At 72.7% G+C, this 16,301-nt stretch carries 14 protein-coding genes; 4 read left to right on the forward strand and 10 right to left on the reverse strand.

Annotation, left to right across the window (positions count from 1 at the left end; translation table 11 throughout):
• Positions 1-26: 26 nt before the first annotated feature.
• From ACTHAM_RS12760 to ACTHAM_RS12800, 9 genes are read right to left on the reverse strand one after another with little or no spacing between them, the layout of a single operon-like run.
• A complete protein-coding gene (locus ACTHAM_RS12760) occupies positions 27-719 on the reverse strand; it encodes a response regulator transcription factor (protein WP_440688009.1) in 693 nt (230 codons plus the stop codon).
• Positions 706-1,890, reverse strand: coding sequence for a sensor histidine kinase (locus ACTHAM_RS12765; RefSeq protein WP_440688011.1), 1,185 nt, complete (start codon positions 1,888-1,890; stop codon positions 706-708). The genes ACTHAM_RS12760 and ACTHAM_RS12765 overlap by 14 nt, the downstream gene beginning before the upstream one ends.
• On the reverse strand, positions 1,887-2,795 hold the full coding sequence (locus ACTHAM_RS12770; RefSeq protein ID WP_440688013.1) for a type II secretion system F family protein: 909 nt from the start codon (positions 2,793-2,795) through the stop codon (positions 1,887-1,889). Before ACTHAM_RS12770 ends, ACTHAM_RS12765 begins: the two co-directional genes overlap by 4 nt.
• Positions 2,792-3,721 (reverse strand): type II secretion system F family protein, encoded by a 930-nt coding sequence (locus tag ACTHAM_RS12775; protein ID WP_440688015.1) that lies wholly within the window; start codon positions 3,719-3,721, stop codon positions 2,792-2,794. The genes ACTHAM_RS12770 and ACTHAM_RS12775 overlap by 4 nt, the downstream gene beginning before the upstream one ends.
• A complete protein-coding gene (locus tag ACTHAM_RS12780; RefSeq protein WP_440688017.1) occupies positions 3,721-5,118 on the reverse strand; it encodes a CpaF family protein in 1,398 nt (465 codons plus the stop codon). The genes ACTHAM_RS12775 and ACTHAM_RS12780 overlap by 1 nt, the downstream gene beginning before the upstream one ends.
• On the reverse strand, positions 5,118-5,465 hold the full coding sequence (locus tag ACTHAM_RS12785) for a TadE/TadG family type IV pilus assembly protein (protein WP_440688019.1): 348 nt from the start codon (positions 5,463-5,465) through the stop codon (positions 5,118-5,120). The genes ACTHAM_RS12780 and ACTHAM_RS12785 overlap by 1 nt, the downstream gene beginning before the upstream one ends.
• Positions 5,462-7,045, reverse strand: coding sequence for an AAA family ATPase (locus ACTHAM_RS12790; RefSeq protein WP_440688021.1), 1,584 nt, complete (start codon positions 7,043-7,045; stop codon positions 5,462-5,464). Before ACTHAM_RS12790 ends, ACTHAM_RS12785 begins: the two co-directional genes overlap by 4 nt.
• On the reverse strand, positions 7,045-7,773 hold the full coding sequence (gene cpaB / locus ACTHAM_RS12795) for a Flp pilus assembly protein CpaB (RefSeq protein ID WP_440688023.1): 729 nt from the start codon (positions 7,771-7,773) through the stop codon (positions 7,045-7,047). The genes ACTHAM_RS12790 and cpaB overlap by 1 nt, the downstream gene beginning before the upstream one ends.
• Complete coding sequence (locus ACTHAM_RS12800; RefSeq protein WP_440688025.1) at positions 7,770-8,591, reverse strand: hypothetical protein; 822 nt, start codon at positions 8,589-8,591, stop codon at positions 7,770-7,772. The genes cpaB and ACTHAM_RS12800 overlap by 4 nt, the downstream gene beginning before the upstream one ends.
• Before the next feature lie 133 nt (positions 8,592-8,724).
• Here ACTHAM_RS12800 and ACTHAM_RS12805 point away from each other — a divergent pair, with 133 nt between their 5' ends.
• From ACTHAM_RS12805 to ACTHAM_RS12815, 3 genes are read left to right on the forward strand one after another with little or no spacing between them, the layout of a single operon-like run.
• Positions 8,725-9,069, forward strand: coding sequence for a DUF192 domain-containing protein (locus ACTHAM_RS12805; protein WP_440688026.1), 345 nt, complete (start codon positions 8,725-8,727; stop codon positions 9,067-9,069).
• 43 nt (positions 9,070-9,112) lie between these two features.
• Positions 9,113-10,885, forward strand: coding sequence for an ABC transporter ATP-binding protein (locus ACTHAM_RS12810; RefSeq protein ID WP_440688028.1), 1,773 nt, complete (start codon positions 9,113-9,115; stop codon positions 10,883-10,885).
• Positions 10,882-12,615, forward strand: a complete 1,734-nt coding sequence (locus tag ACTHAM_RS12815; protein ID WP_440688030.1) for an ABC transporter ATP-binding protein — start codon at positions 10,882-10,884, stop codon at positions 12,613-12,615. Before ACTHAM_RS12810 ends, ACTHAM_RS12815 begins: the two co-directional genes overlap by 4 nt.
• A 54-nt stretch (positions 12,616-12,669) precedes the next feature.
• Here ACTHAM_RS12815 and ACTHAM_RS12820 read toward each other — a convergent pair whose 3' ends face one another.
• Positions 12,670-13,500 carry an SURF1 family protein gene (locus ACTHAM_RS12820; protein WP_440688032.1) on the reverse strand — a complete coding sequence of 277 codons (831 nt, stop codon included), beginning with the start codon at positions 13,498-13,500 and terminating at the stop codon, positions 12,670-12,672.
• Positions 13,501-13,791: 291 nt separating this feature from the next.
• On the opposite strand from ACTHAM_RS12820, the gene ACTHAM_RS12825 reads away from it, so the two are divergent.
• Positions 13,792-16,269, forward strand: a complete 2,478-nt coding sequence (locus ACTHAM_RS12825; protein WP_440688034.1) for a phosphoketolase family protein — start codon at positions 13,792-13,794, stop codon at positions 16,267-16,269.
• Positions 16,270-16,301: the final 32 nt, after the last annotated feature.

Below are 16,301 nucleotides of genomic sequence, written 5' to 3' on the forward strand. Positions count from 1 at the left end.
CAGTCGTGGTCGCGGTCGCACCCATGTCAGGACCCACCGAGCCAGACCGAGACCGCCTCGGCACGGGAGCGGACACCGAGCCGGGCGAAGATGTGGTTCACGTGGTTCTTGACCGTCTTCTCGGACAGGTAGAACGTCGCGGCGATCTCACCGTTGGTGCGACCGGCGGCAATGTGGTCCATGACCTCCTGCTGCCGCGCGGACAACCCCAGGTCCGGGCGCACCGGCACCGGCGCGACCTCCGGCTCGGGGACGACGGTCGCCCACGACTCGCGCAGGGCCGCCGCAGCCGGCGAGGACAGCAGGAACGCCCCGTCGGCCACCGCCAGCACCGTGCCCTCCAGCTCGTGCGAGGCGAACTGCCCGTGCACCAGGTAGCCGCTGGCCCCGGCCTCGACGGCGGCGCGCACGACCTCCGGCGAGTGCGCGTAGGTCAGCATGAGCACCTTCGACCAGCAGTGGACCTCGGCAGCCACCTGCACGCCGTCGCGTCGGGGCATGCGCACGTCGAGCAGCACGACGTCCGGCAGGGTGGCCCGCACCACGCGGACCGCCTCGTCGCCGTCGGCGGCCTCGCCCACCACGCGCAGGCGCGGGGAGGACTCCACAAGGCTGCGCAGCCCCATCCGGATCACGGCGTTGTCGTCGGCGATGACAACCGTCACCGGACGCCGGGGACCCTCGCGTGTGGTGGCCGTGGTGTCGTCAACGACCGTCACGATCGGTCCCCTCCTCCGCCTGCGACCCACCGACGAGCACCCGCACGCACGTCCCTCGCCCCGGGGTCGAGGTCACCTCGAGCCGCGCGCCCACCGCGGCCGCCCGCTCGTGCATCCCGACCAGCCCGAAGTGACCGCTCGGACCGCGCCCGTCCTCCTGCACCTCGAACCCGCACCCGTCGTCGCTCACCTCGATCGCCACCTCACCGTCCTCGTGACCCCGGAGCCGCACGTCGACCCGGTGGGCCGCGGCGTGGCGCCGCACGTTCTCCAACGCCTCCCCCACGACCGCCAGCACCTCGTAGCGGGCGTCGGTCGACAGGTCCACCGCACCTGAGCTCGCGAACGCGCAGCGCACCCCGGACTCCTCCTGCCAGCGTCCGCACAGGTCTGCGAGCACGTCGGCGAGCGGCCGGTCGGGCTGATCGGCGCGCAACCGGACCAGCAGGTCACGGGCCTCCGCCGCCGCCTGGTGCGCACCCCCCGCCAGGCCCTGCGCGTACCGCGTGGCGACCTGCGGGTCGCGCTCGACCCACACGGGCAACGCCTCGGCCGCCAGGGCGATCCCGTGCAGCGTCTTGCCGAGCGAGTCGTGCATCTCGCGTGCCAGCCGTCCCCGCTCCTCGGCCGCCGCGACCGCGCGATGTGCCGCGACCAGCTCACGGCTGGCGGCCACGTCACGCTCGTGCGCGCCTCGCACGACGGTGCCGATCCCCGCCAGGCACAGGTACAGGGCCGGGACCCCCAGCTGAACCATGAAACCTGCCTCGGCGCCGCCGTCCGGCTGCATCCGGGCGACCAGCAGGTACCCCGCGACGAGCACCACAGCACCGGCCGCCACGACCCGGCGCTCGAACAGGACCCCCAGGATCAGCGCGGTGGAGAAGGTCGCCAGCACCAGCGGGCTCTCGACACCCATCGCCGCGAGCACGGCCAACGTCAGCAGCACGTCCACCACGACCGCGAGCGGGTGCACCGTGACGAACCGCGACACCCCCGGGTAGACCAGGAACGCGAAGCTCGTGCCGGACAGGACCAGCACGCTCAGCAGGATGCCCACCGTGATGCGCTCACCGAGCATCCCGACCAGCGCGACCATGATCGCGACGAGCCGCACGAGCAGCGCGCCGGAGACGACCTGCCGGTCGAACTCCGCGCGGGCCACGCTCACGTGCTCCCCAGCAGGGCACCGAGGTCGATGTCGGCACCCAGGTACATGCCGACGGCGACGAACAGCAGAGCACCCGGGACCAGGACCAGCGAGGTGACGAGCGTGACGCGCGGGGCGGTCTTCGCGGCGGCCTGCCGCTGCCGCTGACCGCTGTCGCGCCGCAGGTCCTCGGCGATCTGCCGCAACGACTCCGCCAGCGGCGCACCGAGCTCCTGCGACTGCAGCAGTGCCGAGACGAACTGCGCCACCGGCTCGGACGAGCTGCGCTCACGCAGGTCCTGGAACCCCTGGCGCACCGAGGCGCCGTTCGCGATCTGCTGCAGCGTGAGCGTGACCTCGTCGGCCAGCGCCCCTTCGAACCGTTCGGCCACCCGCGCCAGCGCGGCACGGAAGTTGACCCCCGCCATGACCGTCACGGCCAGCACGTCCAGGAAGTCGGGCAGGTCACGGTCGATCTGCTCACGTCGTCGACGCTGCGCCCCCGCCACCTTGCTCAGCGGGAGGATGACGGGCACCGACAGACCGAGGGCCGCCATCAGCAGGTTGCCCTGCAGCAGCAGCAGGAAGACCAGCGGGGTCACCAGGACCGCCCACCACGCGGTGCGCTGCAGGTACCCGTCGACGGTCAGCCCGTCGGGCCGGCCCGCCTCGTCGATCCGGCGCTGCAGCTGGGCGAGGCGACGCGGACCCAGGAGCCGACGCAGCCGCGGGACCTGGCGCTGCGCGAGCCGCTCGAGGGGTGACTGCCCCTCGGCCCGGCGCCGCTGCTGACCGCGCAGCAGGTCCAGGTCCTCGGTCGCCAGGGCGTCGAGGGCGTCGGTGCGCATGGTCCGGTAGCCGGCCAGGAACAGGACGACGACGAGCACGCCGGCCAGGCCGAGCACGAAGGGCATCAGCGCGCTCATCCCTCGAACCTCGTCATCCGTCGGATCAGCAGGAACCCGGAGACGAACAGCGCCGACCCGACGACCAGCGCACCACGGCCGATCCACGAGGACGTCATCGCCTGCACCGTGCCCGGCTGGATGACGTTCAGCAGGAACAGCAGACCGAAGCCCATGCCGATCACCAGGTACCCCGTCGACGTGGACTGCGCCAGCGTCGTGCGGACCTCACGCCGGGTCTCCTTGCGCTCGTCCAACGTGTCGGCGATGTCACGCAGCGCGGACACCAGCGAGCCGCCGCTGCGCGCGCTGACCAGCAGCGTGGACACCAGCACGCTGACCTCACGTGAGGGCAGCCGCGCCTCGAGCCCGTGCATGGCGGTGTCCAGGCTGTCGCCGAACCGCATGCGGGAGGCCACCCTGGCCAGCTCCGGACCGGCAGGCGCCGCCAGCTCGGTCGCCGCGATCCCCACGGCCGAGGCGATCGACAGCCCGGCGCTGGTGGCGTTCGACAGCACACGCGCCAGCTCGGGCATCTGCGCGATGAACTGCTCGTTGCGACGAGCCTTCGCCCGCCCCAGGTACGAGCGCAGGCCCACGACGATCGCCGCGACCCCGAGCACTCCGAACACCGGCGCCAGACCGACGGCCAGCACCCAGCCGACCGCGATCCCGCCACCCAGCGCGACGAGCGCGACCGCCAACGGCGGGCGGTGCTCCTCCCCGGCGAGCAGCAGCTGTCCGGCCACCCAGGTGCCCGGCCGGGTCCGACGGAACGAACGGTCCCACGCGGCGAAACGCGCCGCCTGCGGACCGGTCGCATCGTCCACGACCCCCGCGACCAGGCGACGGCGACGGGTCTGCACCGAGACGAGGTCGGCGACCCCGACGACGAACATCGCGCACCCCAGCAGCACCCCGACCAGGATCAGCACCACGGTGCCCATCAGGCGTGCCCTGCCGCGAGCGGGGCGACCGGCCGACCGGCACCGTCCACCGTGGACCCCGCCGTCCCCAGCGGCTCCCCGGCGATGCGCAGACGGTCGAGGATCGGCTGCGGCACGGGGTACCGCACGAACCGGCCCGGCGGACCGGGCGGGTTCGGGGCCTCCGGGTCCCACCGCATGAGCGGCTCGACCTGGAACTCCTCGCGGTGCCGCGAGGCCACCCAGCCGACCTCCACCACACGACGCGTGCCGTCCGAGCCGCGCAGCAGCTGGACCACGAGGTCCACGGCGTTGTTCACCTGGTCGCGCAACGCGTGGAACGGCACCTCGACGTCACTCATCGACGCCAAGGTCTCCAACCGGATCAGCGCGTCCACGGTGGTGTTCGCGTGCACCGTCGCCAGTGAGCCCTCGTGCCCGGTGTTCATCGCCTGCAGCATGTCGAGCGCCTCACCGCCACGGACCTCACCGACGATGATGCGGTCGGGCCGCATGCGCAGCGCGTTGCGCACCAGGTCGCGGATCGTGACCTGACCGTTGCCCTCGACGTTGGCCGGGCGCGTCTCCAGACGCACCACGTGCTCCTGCGACAACGACAGCTCGGCGGCGTCCTCGATCGTCAGGATGCGCTGCCGGGCCGGGATGAACGCCGAGAGCGCGTTGAGCAGCGTCGTCTTCCCGGACGACGTCCCCCCGGACACGATGATGTTCATCCGCGCCCGCACGCACGCCGCCAGCAGCTCCGCGGTCGCCGCGTCCAGACTCCCCCGCCGGAGCAGCTCGTCCAGGCCGTACGACTTGGGGAACAGACGGATCGTCACCGTGGGCCCGTTGAGCACCAGCGGTGGCAGCACCACGTGCACGCGGGCCCCACGGGGCATGCGCTCGTCGGCGGGCAGACGCGCGTCGACCATGGGGCTCGACTCGTCGACCCGGCGGTTCACGGTCGAGACGATGCGGTCGATGGTCTGCCGCAGCTGCTCCTCGGACGCGAACGCCGCCTGCACCTTCTCGACCTGGCCGAACCGCTCCACGTAGATCGTGCTCGGGCCGTTGATCATGATCTCCGACACCGTCTCGTCGGCCAGCAGGGGCTCGAGCACTCCCAGACCGATCGACTCGTCCACGACCCGCCGGATCAGCGCGTTGCGCTCCCGGGTGGTGAGGATGACACCCTCGGTGGACACCAGGTGCGCCACCACGCGCTCCAGCCGGATACGCCGCTGGCCCGCGTCCAGCCGACCCAGCTCGTGCAGGTCCACCTCGTCGAGCAGCTTGCGCTTGAAGGTCGCGACCAGCCCCTCGTCGAGATCGCTCGCCGACGCCGCCGGCGCACCCAGGGCCTCGGAGGCACCCTCCGCAGGACGCTCCGACCACCCGCCGAACCCCGCGCGCATCAGGGCGCCGTCCGGGGCATGGCGGCCTCACGGGTCACGGTCATTCCCGGGAACACGGCGATCCGCGGCACCCGCACCTCGATCCGCACACCCCCGTCGGGGTAGGTGATCTGCTGGGCCTCGAGCCCACCCGGGAGCGAACGCTCCACCGCCGCCGCGACGGGCCGGCCGAGGCTCATCGCCCGCGCGCCGTCCCGCACTGCCTGGTTGGTGGCGTGCGTGGTGTACGTCACCGCGATGGTCTGCAGGAGCGCGAGGAGCACGACCACGACCACCGGCAGCACGCCGAGCAGCTCGATCGCCGACGAGCCGCGCTCACGGTCGCCCCGGTCACGGGTCACCGTCACGGCTCACGCACCACCTCTCGCTCGACGACCACGTCCCACGGGGTCGACAGGACGCCGGGCAGCACCAGGGGCACGTGCGCGGTCACCTGCACCGAGGACGGCTCGGGCGTGCCGACGACGACCTCGACGGAGTCGTGCATCGCGTCGGGGAACCGGTCGGTGGCCGCGGTGTCGACCTCGACGAACGGCCGACCGAGGGCCACCTCACGGGCCGCCGACGAGGCGGCGTACCCGGTCCACACGAACGTGACGCCCGTCAGGGCGAGCTGCCAGACGACCGCGCAGACCAGGGCGAGCACAGGCAAGGCGCCCAGGAGCTCCACCGAGGCGGAGCCAGCGTCCGCGCGGCGACCGCGGGCCCGGCGTCCGGGGTCCTGCTCGTCGGCGCCGTTCGCGGCACCCTGCTGCGCTCGGGCGGCGCCCCGCGCGACACCGACCTCGCGTCCGAAGGCCCGCAACGCACGCCACCATCCCGGCTCGGAGACCAGCTCCGGGGAGCGGGAGTTGACGGAGGTCTCCAGCCTGCGCCCCATGTCGGGGAGCACACCGTCGAGCATCGGGGCCGGCGAGAGGCGTCGGGCGGTCTCGGGCTGCAGCTCGTCGGCGCGCGAGGAGCGGTTGAGCAGCACGTGCACCTGCTCGGGCTTGCGCACCTGCAGCGACTCCCACCAGCCCAGGTTGCGGCGCAGCGCGCGGATGCTGACCAGGTCCGGCGTGACGACGGAGACCACCTCGTCGGCGATCTCGACGACGGCGACCTGCAGGGGCGTCACGTGCGCACCGACATCCACCAGCACCAGGTCGTACTGCTGGCGCAGCAGGGCGATGATCTGCCGGATCGCCGAGGGGGTCACCGACTCGACCTCGCGCACGTCCTCCGGTGGCAGCAGCAGGTGCAGACCCGACTCGTGCTCGTACACCGCGTCGGCGACCGTGCGCACCGACAGGTCCTGCGCGACCTTGGCCAGGTCGGCGATCGAGGTGCGGTGACGGGCCTCGAGGTAGCTCGAGACGTCACCCTTCTCCAGGTCGAGGTCGACCACGAGCACCTTGTGCGAGGGCAGCTCGCGCCGCACGTCCCACGCGAGGTGCGTGACCAGGGTCGTGGTGCCGACACCGCCCTTGGACCCGCTGACGGCCACCACGGTCGCCCGACCGCGAGCGCTGTCCCCGCCGTCCGTGCTGGTGGCCAGCAGGCTCTGCATGTGCCGTGACCAGTCGAGCGCGCTGACCACGCGCTGCTGGACGTCCGCGAACGACAGCGGGTACGACAGCACGCCGCGCGCACCGGCGTCCATGGCCCCGGCCAGCGACTCGGCGTCGTTGGCGGCCGCGACGACCACGGCCACGCTCGCGGGGCGACGCAGACCGAGGTCACGGATGACCTGGTGCACGGGTTCCGGGCCGAGCTGGTCGTGCACCAGCACGAGGTTCGGCGCGTGGGCGACGACCTGCGCGGTGAGGTCGGTGGTGGTCTCGGCGACGGCGACGACCTCGACGTCGGCGGCCTCCGCGAGCTGTGCGCGCAGCTCGTAGGCGAGGGACTGGTCCGCGCACCCGATGACGACCCGGCCGGCCATCAGCCGTTCACCCCTTCGGGCACGGCGGTGCCCCCGAGGTCCTCGGCGTCGAAGTCGCCCTGCTCGTCGGTGCGGTCCTCCGCCGTGCCCGTGGGCAGACCCACGAGGCGGACCTCCTCGGCGAACGCGGCGGCGTAGGTGACCGCCAGTGCGTCGTTGGGCTCGAGCGCGAGCGTCACGGGTACGACGGTGGACTGGCCGGTGAGGCTCTCCTCGTCGACCTGCACCTGGCTGCCGCGCACCGAGACGACCCGCACGCCGCGCACCAGCACCCGCACCTGCTTGGGCAGACCGGGCACGTCGGCGAAGACCGCGTAGATGTCGACGTAGTCACCGGGGCTGACCCGGTCGGCGATGCCGGTGACCTCGTCGACCTCGATCGCGATCTCGCGCTCGGTCGCGCTCAGGTCCGACTCGGCGACCAGCAGGTCGGCGGTCAGCATGGTGCCTTCGTGCAGGTTCACCCCGACCTTGCGTCCGACGAGGTCGGCCTCCGTGACGAGGGCCGACTCCGAGAGCCACCGCTCGGGCACCTCGTCGGTGACGAGCGCGTCGCTGGTGAGCGTGGAGTAGGCCGGAAGGTCGCTCGCGGCGCGGTACACCGTGACGGTCGAGCCGACCTGGCTGGCAACGTTGCCGACGTAGGCGACGATCACCACGAAGACGACGACGGCCATGGCGGCCGACAGCAGGACGAACAGCAGGCCGCGTCTCTGGCGGGGGTTCACTCGACAGCTCCTCGCTGTGCGGCGCCGGTGGCGCGACGCACGTGGCAGTACGTGCAGAAGGCGGCGGCGACCGCGGCCCCGCACGACGGGCAGGGCCCGGTGGACGTTCGGACGGACAGGTGCTCGAGCGCGGGGAACGCGACGGCCTCGACGGCCCGCTCCGAACCGGTGCGGCCCGCGGGTGAGATCTGCAGGTCGGGCATGTCCACCAGGTGGGTGCCGCCGCTGAGTGCCATGAGCGCGGCCCGGGCGGGTTCGGGGATGCCGTCCAGCCCGGTGCAGTAGACGGGCCCGCGGGCCAGCGCGGGCTCTGCCGGGAGGGTGGCGGCCCCCGCGGCCTGCACCTGGGGTGCCGGGCCGGAGAACGTGGCGACGAACCCGATGCCCGAGGGCGCCCAGGACCGCAGGTGCTGACCGACGGACGGTGCCGGGTGCTCGAGCCGGGCCACGGTCGGCATCCAGGCGCCGCTCCATGCCTGCTCGGCGAGCACGTCGACGAACGCGGCGACGATGCCGGCGTCGGTGGCGCCCGCACCGGCGGATCCGGCCTGGGCCGCGATCAGCGCGATCGCGGCGGGACCGTGGGGCAGCGCACGCCACGCCACGACCGGCCCCCGGTCGGCGATCGCGGCGGCCTGCCTCCGGACGAGCGCCTCGTGCCGACGTTCACCGACGAGGAACACGTGCGTCGCGTGGGCGGGCACCGCCGCGGCCCCACCGGGGAGGTCGGCGGCCTCGACGGCGATCGCGCGACCGTCGAGGAAGACCCCTGCACCCTGGGCCGGGTCGACGAGCGCGACCACCGTGACGTGCTGCATGCTCGAGGAACGCTCCCGACGTGTGGGCCTGCCCGGGCAGGGGGTGCCGACCGCCGAGTGCGGTGGGTCGTCGCTGGTCAGCGGCCCGTGCCGGGACCCAGCGGGGCGCCATACTAGCCGGATGAAGACCGAAATGTCCGATTCGTCGTCCGTTCGGCTCAACGGCCGGACGGTCGCCACCGCCCTCGTGGCGGACACCTGGCGGACCAGGTTGCGCGGCGTGCTGCTGCGACGCGAGCTGCCCGAGGCCCTGTGGCTGACGCCCGAGAACTCGGTCCACGGCATCGGCATGCGCAGCGCGCTGGACGTCGCGCTGGTGGGGGCAGACGGTGTCGTGCGCAGCGTGCTGGTCCTGCGACCGTGGGGCATGACACGGCCCCGACGGCACGTCACGGCCGTGCTCGAGGCACCCCGGGGCAGCTTCGGGACGTGGGGCCTGCAGGTGGGTGATCTCGTCACGGTCGACCCGCGCACGTAATCAGGTTCCGGGCTGTCGGTACCGCCCAGTAGCGTCGACGACCATGCGCTCGCTCCCCCTGCCCGACCCGGGCACACCCCCGCTGACCGGCCCTTTCGCCTTCTTGTGGTGGTTGGCGCGCCGGCAGTGGGCGGTGCTGGCGTCAGCCGTCGGGCTCGGGGTGCTGATGTTCGCGTGCCAGGCCCTCCTGCCCGCCCTGACGGGCACGGCGATCGACGACGGCCTGACCCACGGCTTCGGCCCGCCGCTGTGGCGTGCCGCCGGTGCGCTGCTGCTCCTCGGGGCCGTGAGCGCGGCCGCCTCGGCCATCGGGCACCGGTTCGACGTCCAGGCCTGGATGCGCGCCTCGCTGACGTCCTCGCAGCTCGTCGGCCGCACGGTGTCCACCTCCGGGCACGCGATCACGGCCGAGCTGCCCACCGGCGAGGTCGTCTCGGCCGTCGCGAACGACGCGCTGCGCATCGGCGAGGTCTTCGCCCTGGCCGGCCGGTTCGTCGGCAGCCTCGTGGCCTACGTCGCCTGCGCGTTCCTCATGCTGCGCATCTCCGTGCCGCTCGGGCTGGTCGTGCTGCTCGGCCTGCCGACCGTCGCGGTGGCGCTCGGTCTGCTGGTCAAGCCCCTGCAGCGGCGGCAGACCACGCAGCGCGAGGCCTCGGGCCGGCTGACCACGCTTGGCGCCGACACCGTCTCGGGCCTGCGGATCCTGCGCGGCATCGGCGGCGAGGGCGTGTTCAACGCCCGGTACCGCGCACAGTCCCAGGTCGTGCGGCAGCGCGGCGTTCAGGTCGCCGTCACGCAGTCCTGGCTGGACGCGCTGCAGGCGCTGCTGCCGGGTCTGTTCGTCGCGGCGCTGCTGTGGCTCGGTGCGCGCATGGCCGTCGCGGGCACGATCACCCCCGGACAGCTCGTGTCGGTGTACGGCTATGCGGCATTCCTCACCTGGCCCGTGCAGCAGGCGACGCAGATGCTGCAGGGCACCACCCGGGCCTGGGTCGGCGCCAAGAAGGTGCTCAAGGTCCTGGCCGTCGTCCCCGCCTCGGGCGCCGCACCTGCCACCGCACCCACACCCCCGCCACACGTGCACCTGGTCGACCAGGTCAGCGGTGTCTCGCTGGTTCCCGGCCGGGTCGCCGCGCTGGTCAGCGCCGACCCGGACGAGTCGGCCGCCATCGCCACCCGCCTGGGTCGTTTCGACGACGAGGCCGAGGCCGCCACGCCCGTGCACCTGGGCGGCGTGCCGCTCGCGGCGATCGACAAGGAGCACGTGCGCGCCCGCATCGTCGTGGCCGAGGCCACCCCGCAGCTGTTCTCCGGTGCCCTGGGCGCCGAGCTGGACGTGCGCGGCGGCGCCAGCGAGGACGAGCTGCTGGCCGCGATCACCCTCGCGGACGCGCACGACGTGCTCGACTCGGTACCCGACGGACTGACCGGCGAGCTCCCGGAGAAGGGCAGCTCGTTGTCCGGCGGCCAGCGTCAGCGCGTCGCCCTGGCGCGCGCGCTGCTGCTCGACCCGGAGATCCTCGTGCTGGTCGAGCCGACGAGCGCGGTCGACGCGCACACCGAGGCGCGGATCGCCGCACGGCTCGCGGACGCGCGGCGCGGTCGTACGACCCTGCTGGTCACGGCCAGCCCGCTCGTGCTCGACCACGTCGACGAGGTGCTGCTGCTGCGTGACGGCGAGCTCGTCGCACGCGGCGCGCACACCGACCTGCTCGAGCACGCCGAGCACGGCGACGCCTACCGCCGTGTGGTCGGACGACACCTCGACGAACCGGCACTGGCCGGCACCCACCACGACGCAGGAGGACGACCGTGAAGCTGCCCATCGCCGATGCGGCGACGGTCCGCGCCTACGCGGTCGAGCTGCTGCGCACGCACCGTCGGTCGCTGACGGGGATCGCCGCGCTGCACACCGCGGCCGCCGTCACCGGTCTGACCGGGCCGTGGCTGCTCGGCCGGCTGGTCGACGCCGTGATCGACGGCACCACCCTGCGCGAGGTGAACCTGCTGATCGGCGTGGGAGTGCTGGCCGTGCTCAGCCAGACCGTGCTCATCCGGTTCGCGCAGCGCCTGTCGATGGTGTTCGGCGAGAAGGTGTTCGCCCAGCTGCGCGAGGAGTTCATCGAGACCCTCACGGCCCTGCCGCTGTCGGTCGTCGAACGCGCGGGCACGGGCGATCTGGTCGCGCGGACCACCAACGACGTCAACCGGCTGCAGCACGCGGTCCGGTTCGGCGTGCCTCGGGTGATCGTCGCCGTCGTGACGATCGGCCTGACGGTGGTGGCCTCGCTGCTGACGGCGCCGCGGGTCGCGGTGGCCATGTTCATCGGCGTGCCGGTGATGCTCGTGGTGTGCCGGTGGTACCTGCGGCGCGCCACCCCCGCCTACCAGCGCGAGTCGGCGGCGTACGCGGCGCTCAACGGCACCATCACGGAGTCGGTCGAGGGCGCGCGCACGGTCGACGCGCTCGGGCTCGGGGCCCGGCGGTTCGCCCGGGTGAACGACGACCTGCACGAGGCGTTCCAGGCGGAACGTGCCACGTTGCGCCTGCGCACGGTGCTGTTCCCGGGGATCGACTTCGCGTTCGTCCTGGCTCCTGTCGCGGTGCTGCTGTGGGGCGGGTACCTGGCCTCGCAGGGCCAGGTGACGCTCGGTGCGGTGACCACGGTGGTCATGTACACCCACCAGGTCACCGGTCCGGTGTGGGAGCTGATCTTCTGGCTGGACGAGATCCAGGTCGCCGCGACGTCCCTGGCCCGCATCGTCGGTGTCCGCCAGGTCGAGCAGGACCGGACGCAGGGAGAGGCCGAGCCGGTCGACGAGCACATCCGCACCCGCGGGCTGCGCTACGCGTACCGCGAGGGGCACGACGTGCTGCACGGCATCGACCTGGACCTGCACGAGGGTGAGCGTCTGGCCGTCGTCGGGCCCTCGGGTGCAGGGAAGTCGACGCTCGGGCGCATGCTCGCCGGCATCCATCCCCCCACCGGCGGCACGGTCACCATGGGTGGGGTGCCGCTGGTCGACCTGCCGCTCGACGAGCTGCGCGGTCACGTCGCCCTGGTGACCCAGGAGCACCACGTGTTCGTCGGCACGCTCGCCGACAACCTGCGCCTGGCGCAGGAGGACGCCGACGAGGCAGCCCTCGAGCGGGCCCTACGGGCAGTCGACGCGTGGGACTGGGTCGAGGCCCTGCCCGAGGGTCTGGCCACGGAGGTCGGCTCCGGTGGGACGACCCTGACCCCGGCGCAGGCTCAGCAGGTCGCGCTCGCCCGTCTGGTGCTGCTCGACCCGCACACGCTGGTGCTCGACGAGGCGACCTCGTTGCTGGACCCCCGCGCGGCCCGTCATCTGGAGCGGTCGTTGTCCGCGGTGCTCGAGGGGCGCACCGTCGTCGCGATCGCGCACCGTCTGCACACGGCGCACGACGCGGACCGGGTGGCCGTGGTCGACGCCGGTCGCATCACGGAGATCGGTCCGCACGACGAGCTCGTCGCGGCGGGGGGCGACTACGCGGCGCTGTGGCGCTCCTGGCAGCACGAGTAGCAGCCGGGCCACGGCGCGGGCCGCATCAGCCGCACCGCGGGGCCGGTCGGACGTTCAGCGTCCGGCCGGCTCGGGTGCGGCCTGCGGGGCGGGGTCCTCACCGCGCGGCGGGCCCCCGGCTGCCTCGTCGCGCACGAGCCGCAGCCACAGCCCGACGGCGAACGCCCCGAAGATCCACCACTGCGCCGCGTAGGCCAGGTTCTGGATGTTCAGGCCGCCGGTGTCCCCGGCCTGCGGGTCGAGCACGGTGGGCCGCTCCCCCTGGTCCGGGTCGGACGAGGCCAGCACGAGGTAGCCGGTGTAGATCGGCCCGTCCCACACGTTGAGCAGGTCGGCCGAGCTGATCGCGTCGACGACCCCGTCCTGCGCTCCGGTACCCGCCTGCTCGGACAGCTGCAGGAACCCGACGACCTCGACCTGGCCCGTCGGCGCTGGCGGCGCGCTGCCTGCCGAGGCGGCCAGGGCGGCGGTGGCCTCCGCCAGCGGGAGCCAGCCACGCACCACGGGCAGGACCGCTCCCGCGTCGGGGCCCTCGCTCACCCGCAGCGGGGTGAGCACGAGCATCCCCGGGACGTCGTCGGCGGCGCGGTCGGCGACCAGCAGCTGGCCGGCACCCTCGTACTCGCCCCGCACCACGACCTTGCGCCCGAGCACGTCCCCGGTGAAGGTCTCCTGCGGTGCGAGGACGTCCTCGAGCGGCAGCGGGTCGGCGGCCAGCCGGGCGGCTTCCTCGCGTTGCGCGGCGGCGTGCCCGCGCAGCTCGGCACGGTCGAGCTGCCACGCCCCGAGTCGCCCGCACACCGCGGCAGCGGCCAGCAGGAGCAGCAGCAGCGCGATCATGCGCGGGCGCAGGGCGGCACGCAGCAGCGTCGTCGGCTCGGACACACCCCACGGTAACGCGGCCGGAAGGCTGCGACGCAGCCGTTCCGGGCCGGGGATGTCCACCCCTCGGACGTGCTCTCACTCACACTGACGACCGCTCGTGGTCCGGATCTCGCGCTCCACGCGCAGGCTCCGACGGGTTCCGGTTGGATGGTGCCGGGTGCGCATGGCGGGGCCAGCTGGCTCTGGGTCAGACGTCCCATGTATTTTCGACGGTGCACGCCACAGTGGGGCAGCGGGTATCGATCCGTAGCGCAGCGGGGACCCCGGTGCGCCGACTTTCCGGGAGCGAGCATGAGTACGACCACGCCCGTGACGAGCACGTGGAAGACAGGGTCCGGCCAGCCGCTGGACGTCGCCACCCTCGAGCGCATCGACGCCTGGTGGAGGGCCGCGAACTACCTGTCCGTCGGCCAGATCTACCTGCTGAACAACCCCCTGCTGCGCGAGCCGCTGGACCGCGACGACGTGAAGCCGCGTCTGCTCGGCCACTGGGGCACCACCCCGGGTCTGACGTTCCTCTACGCCCACCTCAATCGGGCCATCCAGGAGCGCGAGCAGTCCACCATCTACGTCGCCGGCCCCGGCCACGGTGGCCCCGGCCTGGTCGCCGGCGCCTACCTCGACGGCACCTACTCCGAGGTCTACTCCGACGTCACCGAGGACGCCGAGGGCCTGCGCCGCCTGTTCAAGCAGTTCTCGTTCCCGGGCGGCATCCCCAGCCACGTCGCCCCCGAGACCCCCGGCTCGATCCACGAGGGCGGTGAGCTCGGCTACGCGCTCTCGCACGCCTACGGCGCCGCGTTCGACAACCCGGACCTGCTGGTCGCCGCCGTCGTCGGTGACGGTGAGGCCGAGACCGGACCGCTGGCCACCAGCTGGCACTCCAACAAGTTCGTCAACCCGGCCAAGGACGGTGTCGTCCTGCCGATCCTGCACCTCAACGGGTACAAGATCGCCAACCCGACGGTGCTGGCCCGCATCAGCGACGACGAGCTGCACTCGCTCATGGTCGGCTACGGCCACAAGCCGCACGTGTTCGTCGCCGGTTTCGACGACGAGTCCCACGTGGACATCCACCGCCGGTTCGCGACGCTGCTCGACGAGGTCCTCGACGAGATCGCCGACATCAAGGCCAGTGCCGCCAACGGTGACGTGAACCGTCCGATGTGGCCGATGATCGTGCTGCGCACCCCCAAGGGCTGGACGGGTCCGGACTACATCGACGGCAAGAAGACCACCGACTCGTGGCGTGCGCACCAGGTGCCGCTCGCGAGCGCGCGGGACACCCCGGAGCACCTGCAGGTCCTGGACCAGTGGCTGCGCTCGTACCGCCCCGAGGAGCTGTTCGACGAGGACGGTCGCGTGGTCCGCGACATCCGCGCGCTGGCCCCCTCGGGTGCGCTGCGCATGAGCGACAACCCGCACGCCAACGGCGGTCTGCTGCTCAAGGACCTGCGTCTGCCCGACTTCCGCGAGTACGGCGTCGAGGTGCCGGTGCCCGGCGGCTCGATCTCGGAGGCGCCGCGCGTGCTGGGCGAGTGGCTCACCGACGTGGTGCGCCTCAACCCGGACAACTTCCGGATCTTCGGCCCGGACGAGACGGCCTCGAACCGTCTGCAGGCCGTGTTCGGCGCGACCGACAAGCAGTGGAACGCCGAGTTCTACGGCCCCGAGGTCGACGAGCACATGGCCCGTGCGGGCCGTGTGATGGAGATGCTGTCGGAGCACCAGTGCCAGGGCTGGCTCGAGGGCTACCTGCTCACCGGACGCCACGGCCTGTTCACCTCGTACGAGGCGTTCATCCACATCGTCGACTCGATGTTCAACCAGCACGCCAAGTGGCTGAAGGTCACGCGGGAGATCCCGTGGCGCCGCCCGGTCGCGAGCCTGAACTACCTGCTCTCGAGCCACGTGTGGCGGCAGGACCACAACGGGTTCAGCCACCAGGACCCGGGGTTCATCGACCACGTCGTGAACAAGAAGGCCGAGGTCGTGCGGGTGTACCTGCCCGCCGACGCCAACACGCTGCTGGCCACGTACGACCACTGCCTGCGCAGCCGCAACTACGTGAACGTGGTCGTGGCGGGCAAGCAGCCGGCGCCGAACTTCCTGACGATGGACCAGGCCATCGCGCACTCCGCGCGCGGTCTGGGCATCTGGGAGTGGGCGGGCACCGAGGTGCCCGGCGAGGACCCGGACGTCGTGCTGGCCGCCGCAGGCGACGTGCCGACGCTCGAGGTGCTGGCCGCCGCGGACATCCTGCGTCGCGAGCTGCCCGAGCTGAAGGTCCGCGTCATCAACGTGGTCGACCTCATGCGTCTGCAGGACGAGCGGGAGCACCCGCACGGCCTGTCGGACCGCGAGTTCGACACGCTGTTCACGCAGGACCGCCCGGTGGTGTTCGCGTACCACGGCTACCCGTGGCTGATCCACCGCCTCACGTACCGCCGCAACGGGCACGCGAACATCCACGTGCGCGGGTACAAGGAGGAGGGCACGACCACGACGCCGTTCGACATGGTCATGCTCAACGACCTGGACCGGTTCCACCTGGTCATCGACGTGATCGACCAGACGCCCGGCCTGGGCCAGTCGCAGGCCGGCCTGCGGCAGCGCATGGTCGACGCCCGCCTGGCAGCCCGCCAGTACACCCGTGAGCACGGGGACGACGTCCCCGAGATCCGCGACTGGGTGTGGCCGGACGCCGGGGACGCCGCGTCGACCAGCGAGGTCGCCGCGACGATCTTCACGGGCGGCGACAACGAGTGACCTACGGGTGGGCGAGGCGCACAGCGCCTCGC

The organism is Cellulomonas soli, assembly GCF_052036975.1.
GTDB lineage: Bacteria > Actinomycetota > Actinomycetes > Actinomycetales > Cellulomonadaceae > Cellulomonas > Cellulomonas soli_A.